Annotated in this window: 8 protein-coding genes; 7 read left to right on the forward strand and 1 reads right to left on the reverse strand. The window is 51.5% G+C overall.

Features of this window, described 5'->3' with window-relative positions; genetic code table 11:
- The first annotated feature begins 98 nt into the window (after window positions 1-98).
- From A3754_RS24665 to A3754_RS24695, 7 genes are read left to right on the forward strand one after another with little or no spacing between them, the layout of a single operon-like run.
- Window positions 99-968 carry a metal-dependent hydrolase gene (locus A3754_RS24665; protein WP_063521616.1) on the forward strand — a complete coding sequence of 290 codons (870 nt, stop codon included), beginning with the start codon at window positions 99-101 and terminating at the stop codon, window positions 966-968.
- Window positions 968-1,969 (forward strand): BtrH N-terminal domain-containing protein, encoded by a 1,002-nt coding sequence (locus tag A3754_RS24670; RefSeq protein WP_022983819.1) that lies wholly within the window; start codon window positions 968-970, stop codon window positions 1,967-1,969. The genes A3754_RS24665 and A3754_RS24670 overlap by 1 nt, the downstream gene beginning before the upstream one ends.
- Entirely contained in the window at window positions 1,944-2,924 is a 981-nt protein-coding gene (locus A3754_RS24675; protein ID WP_230457772.1) for a PaaI family thioesterase, read from the forward strand. Before A3754_RS24670 ends, A3754_RS24675 begins: the two co-directional genes overlap by 26 nt.
- A 58-nt stretch (window positions 2,925-2,982) precedes the next feature.
- Window positions 2,983-4,533: a long-chain-fatty-acid--CoA ligase gene (locus A3754_RS24680; RefSeq protein ID WP_008930249.1), complete on the forward strand. Its 1,551-nt coding sequence runs from the start codon at window positions 2,983-2,985 to the stop codon at window positions 4,531-4,533.
- A gap of 47 nt (window positions 4,534-4,580) precedes the next feature.
- Window positions 4,581-5,741: an acyl-CoA dehydrogenase family protein gene (locus A3754_RS24685; RefSeq protein WP_007150215.1), complete on the forward strand. Its 1,161-nt coding sequence runs from the start codon at window positions 4,581-4,583 to the stop codon at window positions 5,739-5,741.
- An 8-nt stretch (window positions 5,742-5,749) separates the two neighbouring features.
- Window positions 5,750-6,865 carry an acyl-CoA dehydrogenase family protein gene (locus A3754_RS24690; RefSeq protein WP_008930247.1) on the forward strand — a complete coding sequence of 372 codons (1,116 nt, stop codon included), beginning with the start codon at window positions 5,750-5,752 and terminating at the stop codon, window positions 6,863-6,865.
- Window positions 6,852-8,453: a GMC family oxidoreductase gene (locus A3754_RS24695; protein ID WP_063521617.1), complete on the forward strand. Its 1,602-nt coding sequence runs from the start codon at window positions 6,852-6,854 to the stop codon at window positions 8,451-8,453. Before A3754_RS24690 ends, A3754_RS24695 begins: the two co-directional genes overlap by 14 nt.
- 146 nt (window positions 8,454-8,599) lie before the next feature.
- Here the strand turns inward: A3754_RS24695 and A3754_RS24700 are convergent.
- Window positions 8,600-9,293: metal-dependent hydrolase (locus tag A3754_RS24700; protein ID WP_063521618.1), on the reverse strand; the 694-nt coding region annotated here is incomplete at its 5' end.

Consider the following 9,293-nt stretch of genomic DNA (forward strand, 5'->3'; position numbering starts at 1 on the left):
CATTGACATTTGGTTGTATGGCCAAATAACATGTTTCGAAAGTGCCGCCTTTTTTGCGGCTTGACCATCCTGAAGAGCCCTGTCTATTTGGAGGAGCCATGAAATCTATCCCGATTAAGCCGCGCAAAGTCGCCTTTGATGTCTCATCAGTGCCAAGGCACTGGAATGGCGGTGATCCCGTGCTGACCCGCTTCTTTGATGCCCTCTCAGTGCATTTCCCGGAGGGGGAGCGCTTCTTTATCCAGTCAGTGCGTAACTTCAAGGATCAAGTGACAGATGATCAGCTGAGCGAGGATATTCGTCACTTTATTCGCCAGGAAGGTCAGCACGGGATTGTCCATGATCGTTTCAACGATGTGATGGCCAGCCAGGGCGTGGATGTGGATAAGGTCACTGCGAATCTAAGGACCTTTATTCGCACCACACAAAAGTACCTGCCGAAGAAGTATCAGCTCGCCATGACGGCGGCGTTTGAGCACTTTACGGCAACCCTGGGCGAAACCATGGTCAGCGAGAAGAGCGAGATGTTTAGCGAGGCTGACCCCGTCATGAGAGCGCTATTTCTGTGGCACGGGGTCGAAGAAGTAGAGCACAAGGCCGTGGCCTATGATCTTTATCAGGGCGCAGCAGGTGGAGGCTACTTGACGCGCGCGTCTGCGTTGGTGGTTGCGACCCTGATGGTTCACCTTGTCGTGGCTCCAGTATTTTGGAATATGCTCAAGCTTGATGGCGTAACGCGCCAGCCTGGTGTGATTCTGCGAGGCCTGAACAAGCTTTATGGGCGAAAAGGTATTCTCACAGGCATGCTGCCTGATTTCCTCGCTTGGTTCCGCCCTGGATTTCACCCTTGGGATACCGGTATGCCTGAGAAGGTTGCCGCGTGGTTGGCGGAGTATGAGACTCATGGAGATCCGATGCGGGCATCGGAAACCATTTACGGTCCGGCTCCAGTGAGTGAGGCAGCCTGATGCATGGAGACAAGCAGGATCTCCCCAGTACCGTCGATGTTCCTCATACACATCGGCCTGGGCGTCACTGTGGCAGTTCAGCTATCAGAGACCTGCTGGAGTTTCATGGGCTTAATTTGACGGAAGCTTTCTGCTTCGGGCTGGGTGCCGGGCTTGGTATTACTTATGTGGAAATACCAGGCACGGACACCCCGTTTATTGTCCATGTCCGTTCAATGGGATTTGAGGAAACGGTGTTCTCTACACTGGGCGTGCCGTTTCGCTGGGAAACTTGGCAAGATAAATGTGCTGCCGCCGATGCGCTGGATGCCCATCTTGATGCGGGGCGGCCTGCGCTTCTCTTAACTGATATTTTTTACCTTCCTTATTTCAAGAGCAGTACACATTTCCCCGGTCACGCCATCGTCGCCTGGCAGCGAGCCGAGAAGGGCGAGACGATGCTCGTTAGCGATACCGAGCGCCCAGGGCTTTTAGAGGTGCCTCGTGACAAGTTGGTTGAAGCCAGATTCTCCTTGTCGCCACCCTTTATCCATCATGGTTCATTGTTCGCACCCGAAAGTGTTTCGGTTCAGGTGTCTCCCGAGAACGTGCGCAGTGCGATTGTGAAGAATGCAGATAATCTACTGCAAGGAAGCAGGAATCACGGTATTCAAGCGCTAACAACTTGGATCCAGGAACTTCCTCGCTGGAAGGCAGTGGATAAATGGCAATGGTTGCTCCGTTTCGCCTATCAAGTGATCGAGAAGCGTGGAACGGGGGGCAGCGGTTTTAGAGCGATGTATTCAGAATTTCTCGATGAAGCGAGTGAAATTGTTCCTGAAATACATGAGGCAGGCTTGGTCGAGTTGATGCGCGCGAGTGCTGCGGCATGGTCCGCTCTGGCTGATTGTCTGCGAAAGGGGTCTGAAAGTGAAACATTCCCTGAAGAGGCAATAACGGACGCCATTGAATCTGTGCGTGTTGCAGAGACCCGGTATGCGGATGCCGCTTCAACATTCTGATAAAAAGTTGCTAACTATGACAGCTGAGACATCACTCCCGAGAGAACTGCTTGCCGCAAAGGCTTTTTTTGGTTCAGGGCATCCGTTGTTCAGGGTTTTTGGTATCGCAATGGATGACATTACCAAAGATGGCGCGGTAATGAGCATGCCTTGTGTGGAAGAGGTTTGTGATCAACAGGGAAAGCTTCATCGGGGAGCCATCGCTACCTTGCTTGATACGGCATGTGGTTTGGCGATTTTTGTGCGCCTCGGCGACATGCGCCCAATTGCGACAATTGACTTGCGCGTTGATTTCATCGCTAACCCCGAGGCTGGCGAAGGGGTGGCATGTAATGTCACCTGTTTTGCAGTTGAAGAAAATATTGCCTATGTCCGTGGAGAGGCATTTGGGCGTGATGGCGGCAATTTGCTGGCGTCGGTATCAGGCAGTTTTGCGATAGGAACGGCAGGCCCGTCCTTTGATCAATCTGTGAATCCTAGCAATAAGAGAGCCCCCTCCAAGAAAAAAACAATCGATGATGAAGGAATCATCAGCTTCGAAACAGAAAGGGTAACCGCTCTCTCTACTGTGGTCGGCGATGTATCACCATACGAAAAATTTCTTGGTATGACGGCTTCGGACGATAACGGCGAAGCAACCTATAAAATGCCGTTTCGCGAGCAGCACATTGGCAACCCTCTGATCAAGACTTTTCATGGCGGTATTATCGCAAGCTTCGCGGAGCTTGTTGCTGGCGCGCACTTAACAGCGAATCAGACTGAACAAAATAAGCCAGTATGTTCAAGTATGACTCTGGATTATTTGCGCCCGGCCTTTGCGGGTACGTTGGTGGCCAAGCCGAACATTATTCGTGAAGGAAAGCGCTTCATTGTGGTTGTTGTGGATGTGTTTCTTGATGGCGCCCAGGTTTCCCGAGGTCGCTTCATTTATAAGAGAGCCTTCGCTTCCAGCTAATCCAATCTATAAACAACCCTCCCCCCTTCCTTTTCTGCCTCAATAGAGGAGTTCTGTTATGTATATTTCACAGACTTTGCGCCGTGCGGTTCAATTAAACGGCCAAGGTACGGCTACCGTTTTTGCTGGTCGGCGGCAAACCTGGCGAGAGTTTGAAGACCGTATCGCATGCCTTGCTAACGGGTTGCTAAGTCTGGGCATCAATGCGGGTGACAGGGTTGCCATACTGGCATTAAACAGCGATCGCTACCTGGAGTATTTCTATGCAGTGCCGTGGGCCGGTGCGGCAGTGAATCCCGTCAATATTCGGCTCGCACCACCTGAAATCGCCTATACCTTGAATGACTCAGGTTCTAAAGTGCTTTTCGTTGATGACACCTTTGCAGCATTGCTGCCATCCCTACAGCCACAGCTTGAGTCTATCAAGCATGTTGTCTTCATGGGTGAGGGTGAGTGTCCACAAGGGTGTATTGATTATGAATCCCTTGTCGCCAACGCCGGTCGAATCCGTGACGCCAATGCTGGCGGTGACGATCTGGCGGGGCTGTTTTATACCGGTGGTACCACTGGGCGGTCAAAAGGCGTGATGCTGAGTCATGACAACCTGGTATTCAATGCCCTGAACGTGGTTGCCGAGATGGGCTATGACAGTGACACCATATATATGCATGCCGGGCCCATGTTCCACTTGGCTGATATGGCCAGCACGTTTGCCGTGACACTGGCTGCGGGGACACATGGCATTGTTCCTCGCTTTGATGTTGATGAAGTGCTGGCTTTCATTGAGCAGGAGAAAGTCACGAACACCCTGTTGGTGCCGACCATGGTCAATCTTCTAGCCTCATCTGGGCGCATCGCCAATTACGATGTCAGCAGCATAAAACGCATGCTGTATGGCGCCTCGCCAATGCCAGAGGCGGTATTGATTAGTGCTATGGAACAAATGCCGACAGTGTCATTTGCTCAGGGCTATGGCCAGACCGAAGCCTCCCCAATCATTACCTCACTCGGGCCAGAACATCACATTCCCGGCGGAGAAAAATTACGTAGCGCCGGTCGCGCAGCACTGGGTGTGGAGGTGGTGGTGCTTGATGAAAATGATCAGGTGGTATCTCAAGGTACGGTTGGCGAAATATGTGCGCGGGGACCAAACGTCATGTTGGGTTACTGGGGAATGGAATCAACAACCGCTGATACCTTGCGCAATGGTTGGCTACATACCGGCGACCTTGGCTACATGGACGAGGATGGATTTGTCTTCATCGTTGATCGAGCCAAGGACATGGTAATTAGCGGTGGAGAAAATATTTTCTCTGTTGAAGTTGAAGGTGCCATTTATAGCCATCCTGAGGTACAGGAGTGCGCGGTAATTGGTATTCCCGATGAACGCTGGGGTGAAGCTGTGCATGCAATCGTGGTGCTGCGTGAAGGAGAGCACGCCAGTGAGGCAGAGATTATCGAACATTGCCGTGAAAGAATTGCAGGTTACAAAGTGCCTCGTAGCGTTGATTTTAAGGCAGAGTCGTTGCCGGTGAGTGGGGCAGGTAAGGTGCTGAAAAACGAACTGCGAGCCCCCTTTTGGGAGAGCAACGGTAAACAGGTTAATTGAGTAATCGATGACCTTGTATTGCGAAATTTATTGGCTTGGAGGCTTCCATGAATCTGGATTTCAGTAATGACGAAAAAGAATTTCGTAAGAGTATCCGGCAGTGGATGAAGGAAAATGTGCCTGATGATATTCGGCGCTGTACTGCCCGAGGAGCGATGCCAGACAAGAATATGCAGCAACGATGGGAGCGTTTGCTGGGCAGTCAAGGTTGGCTCACGTCTACTTGGCCAGAACAATTTGGTGGCCCAGGGTGGAGTGCAACCCAGCGGTATATTTTCGATCAGGAACGCGCCTCGGCAGGGGCTCCGCCAACAAGTCCTTTTGGTGTGGCCATGGTTGGGCCGGTGTTATATACCTTTGGTTCTGAAGCACAGAAGGAACGGTGGTTGCCCGGCATTCAGCGTGGCGAAACGCTATGGTGCCAAGGTTATTCTGAGCCCAATGCGGGCTCAGATCTGGCCTCGTTAAAAACGCGAGCCACGCGTAATGGCGACCATTATTTGGTTAATGGTCAAAAAATCTGGACGACACAGGCCCATTGGGCAGACATGATGTTTTGCTTGGTGCGAACGGATAGCACCGTGAAACAGCAGCAGGGTATTTCATTCCTGCTGATCGATATGAAAACCCCCGGGCTTGAAGTACGGCCGATTTATTCAATTGATGGGCATCATCACCTTAACGAAGTCTATTTTACCGACGTGAAAGTGCCTGTGGAAAATTTGGTGGGTCAAGAAGGAATGGGGTGGACCATTGCCAAGTTTCTTCTTACCCACGAACGCACCACCATTGCCGGTGTGGCGGATATTCACTACGAAATCAATCGCCTTAAAAGTGCTATCGATGCGCTACCAACGGAAACAGATAAGCAGTTGGCGGTGCGTCGGTTGGCTGGCTTGGAAGTCGATCTTATGGCACTGGAATACACCAACTTTCGCACCGTTGCTGCCACAGATGAAGGCAAGCCGTTCGGCCCAGAATCGTCAGGACTGAAAATCAAAGGCACGGAACTACAGCAAAGGGTTTCCCAAGCGATGGTGGAAATCGGAGGTTTGATGTCTTTGCCATGGGATAACGAGGAGCCCATTGGGGAGCAAATTTTTAATCAGGCCAGTCGCCGCTATAACTTCCTGCGTGCGTGCACCATCTATGGTGGATCTAACGAGATCCAGAAAAACGTGTTGGCGAAGATGTTGCTCGGATTGTGAGGTGAAAAATGGATTTCAAGTTACCCGAAAATACCACCATGATTGCGGATACCGCGCGCCGTTATCTTAAAGACAACTATTCATTTGACAGCTACATTGCACAGTTGAATGAGAGTAATCACCTTGAAGCGAATCGCTGGCAGGCCATGAATGATTTGGGTTGGTTTGGCCTTCCGTTTGCTGAATCTGTTGGAGGGTATGGCGGCTCATTGCTTGACGTGTGCGCCATTGTTCAGGAGTTAGGAGCCGCGCTTTGTCTTGACCCTTTTGTCGATTTAATTGTTTCCCCCGGCAAGTTATTGGAGTTCGCCAATACGCCAACATCCTTGGCGTTGCTTGATCGCATTATTTCTGGTGAGGCACGTGTGGCTTGCGGTCTTTATGACCGGCATGCCGGTTATCACGTGCTGAACCCTTCCTTGAGGCTAAACGGAGAACGACTTTCCGGGCAGAAGCACGTTGTGTCTGATGGTGGCGTTGCAGACGCCGTGCTCGTCTCCGCTATGTCTGGTGATGAGTTGGCCATTGTCGCGCTACCTTTCGACGCCTGTGACGTTGAAAGATATCGACTGCTCGATGGAAGCCGTGCTGCCAGTTTGACGCTTGATGATGTGCTCATCACAGACGAAATGGTTTTGTGTCGTGGTGATGCGGCAAAGCAAGCGGTTTCTGCCTGGTTCGATTATCTGTGCGCATTGGACTGCGCACGTATGTACGGCGCCTGCCGAGAGGTGTATCAGGCCACTCTGGAATACGCTCGAACGCGTAAACAGTTTGGTACAACGATTGGCAGTTTTCAGGTAATCCAGCACTACCTTGTTGATGCGTTTATTGATCTCCAGCAGCTGGAATCCATGCTCTTGATGGTGTCAGTAAAAGGAGAGAGCGCAAACGTCTGTGAGCGCGGGCGCGCGACAGCGGCGGCAAAGGCTTACTACGCAAACCGGGCCGTTGGTATCACTCAGCAAGGTATCCAGATCCATGGTGGCGTTGGTGTTACGGAAGAGCTGAACATTGGCCATTACTTCCGTCTGGTGACACATGCATCATTGAGTCATGGCGACCGAGAGCACCACATGTCACGGTTTATTCAGGCGGGGGAGAAGCAAAATGAAGTCGTTTGATTTTATCGTCGTGGGGGCGGGCTCTTCGGGCTGTGTTCTTGCCAACCGGTTAAGCGAGTGCGGCAAGTATTCCGTTTGTCTTATTGAGGCCGGCCCCCACGATAATAGCGGTTTTATTAATATTCCGTTTGGACTCATCGGTCTAATTAAACAAGGAAAGCGAAACTGGGGCTACGACACCGCGCCACAGAGTCACCTTAATAAAAGGCGCCTCTACTGGCCGCGAGGAAAAACACTGGGGGGCAGCAGCTCAATCAATGCCATGGTCTACATTCGAGGCCAACAACAAGACTATGATGACTGGGCAGCGCAAGGCGCAACAGGGTGGGCGTGGAAAGATGTGCAGCCGGTATTCAATGCACATGAAAACAATGAACAATACTCCGCTGACAATTGGCATGGTGTGGGTGGGCCACTGAATGTTACCCGAGTCAGGGATGTTAACCCGTTAACCCCGCTGTTTATTAAGTCCGGTGAAGAGCTGGGTTATACCCGAAACGATGATTTTAACGGGCCGGAACAGAAAGGCTTTGGCCGGTTTCAGGTAACACAAAAAGAAGGGCGCCGATGGAGTGCCGCGCGTGCTTTCCTGGATCCTGCACGTGGCCGCGATAACCTGCACATCATGACGGATGTGCAGGTAACCAAGGTGTTACTGGATTGCGGCAGGGCGATTGGCGTCGAAATTTGTGATAGTGATGGTGCTCAATCGGTCATTCGTACGAACAAAGAAGTCATCCTGTCCGGTGGGGCGATCAATAGCCCTCAGTTGCTGATGTTGTCGGGTATTGGAGAGCGAGAGCACCTATCGAAAATCGGCATCACCTGTTTGCAAGACTCGCCGGAAGTTGGGGAGAACCTTCAAGATCACCTTGATATGACCGTCATGATCAAGGACAAAAGCCGTCAATCAATCGGCATGTCACCGTTTTTTATACCTCGGCTGATTAGTGCCTTCTACCAGTATTTTCGTCATCGGCGCGGCTTTCTTGCCAGTAACGCGGCGGAAGCAGGGGCTTTTGTCAGCCTGCTCAGCGAGTCGGATCGTCCGGATGCTCAGCTACACTTTTTACCGGCTTATCTTCGAGATCATGGACGTCAGTTGACGCCTGGGTTTGGTTGTACGATTCATGTGTGCCAACTCAGGCCTAAGAGTCGAGGACAGATTCGATTGGCCAATAGCGATCCATTTGCTGCGCCTTTGATAGACCCAAACTATCTTTCTCATCCTGACGATATTCTTGTGCTCCGTGAAGGCGTGAAACTAGCCAGAAAAGTGTTTCACAGTCATTCTTTCAGCTCTGCTTTTGGCGGTGATGACGAACCGGCTTCCAGCGTGGAGAGTGATGACCAGATTGACGCGGATATTCGCCAGCGCGCTGAAACAATCTACCATCCCGTCGGCACTTGCCGAATGGGTAGTGATGAAAAAGCGGTGGTGGATGTCCGTCTGCGGGTAAACGGTGTGAAGGGGTTGCGTGTCGCCGATGCCTCGATCATGCCACTGTTGATCAGTGGTAATACGAACGCGCCATGTATGATGATTGGCGAGCGAGCGGCACAATTCATTCTAGAGGATGCGCAATAAAGATCGGCTAGAGAAAAGCTATGATAAAAGGTGTAATGCCGGAGTTGCATGGAAGCAATTCCGGCATTTTTTTGTGTGTCTTTTAGCAAACGGTGGTGACAGAGTCGTCAACTATTCAGAGGTTCCCTAAACCCCCTTGAGCATTATTATGCCGCCGGATTGCTATACAGCTCATGCAGTTGGCCACCTTCAGCGAACAACTTCTCACGCCACAGTTTTTCCAGCCCTTTGGTGTCATGTTGATCAGGGTGGAAATCCGGCTGAATGAACTCAGGAAGGCGCGAAAGGATTTGCGATACAAACCCGTTACGACCTAGCAAAATATTCAGACCTTTAACATTATCGCTGATGTTGCCGAGCTGGCCGTCTTTGACAAGCATCCAGCTCCAGGTGATGCCCAGCATCGGCAGCAAGACGACCATCGAGGCGAGGGCTGCAGCCACGCGCTCTGTACGGCTGTTACCAATAAGCTCATATACGTCGTAGGCAACAGATTTGTGTTCCAGCTCTTCGAGCGCATGCCACTGCCATATTTTGAGCATTTCAGGGTCTGCCTGGCGTACAAAATTCTCGTCTTCAAGTAGCTGCTCGGCGAGAAGCGCAGTAAAGTGCTCCATAAACGTGGTGGCGGCTAGCCGAGTGCTCGGCGGCAACTTCTCTAGTATGGCCAAGCCAATTTTGACAAACCGATCTGGCGACTGCATGTCATAGCCGTACTCGGCGAGAATCTGGTTCAGCCTGTCGTGCTCTCGTCCGTGAATGGCCTCCTGCCCCATGAAGCCCGATATGGCCGCCCGTAGAGATTCGTCCTTAACCTGACCACGAAAGTGTCTAACGGAC

Source organism: Alcanivorax sp. HI0083 (assembly GCF_001635175.1).

What these genes read in the sequence shown, in the direction of transcription:
- A3754_RS24670 (WP_022983819.1), top strand. Translation starts at nt 968, where the DNA reads ATGCATGGAGACAAGCAGGATCTCCCCAGTACCGTCGATGTTCCTCAT.
- A3754_RS24690 (WP_008930247.1), top strand. Translation starts at nt 5,750, where the DNA reads ATGGATTTCAAGTTACCCGAAAATACCACCATGATTGCGGATACCGCG.
- A3754_RS24685 (WP_007150215.1), top strand. Translation starts at nt 4,581, where the DNA reads ATGAATCTGGATTTCAGTAATGACGAAAAAGAATTTCGTAAGAGTATC.
- A3754_RS24680 (WP_008930249.1), top strand. Translation starts at nt 2,983, where the DNA reads ATGTATATTTCACAGACTTTGCGCCGTGCGGTTCAATTAAACGGCCAA.
- A3754_RS24695 (WP_063521617.1), top strand. Translation starts at nt 6,852, where the DNA reads ATGAAGTCGTTTGATTTTATCGTCGTGGGGGCGGGCTCTTCGGGCTGT.
- A3754_RS24675 (WP_230457772.1), top strand. Translation starts at nt 1,944, where the DNA reads ATGCGGATGCCGCTTCAACATTCTGATAAAAAGTTGCTAACTATGACA.
- A3754_RS24665 (WP_063521616.1), top strand. Translation starts at nt 99, where the DNA reads ATGAAATCTATCCCGATTAAGCCGCGCAAAGTCGCCTTTGATGTCTCA.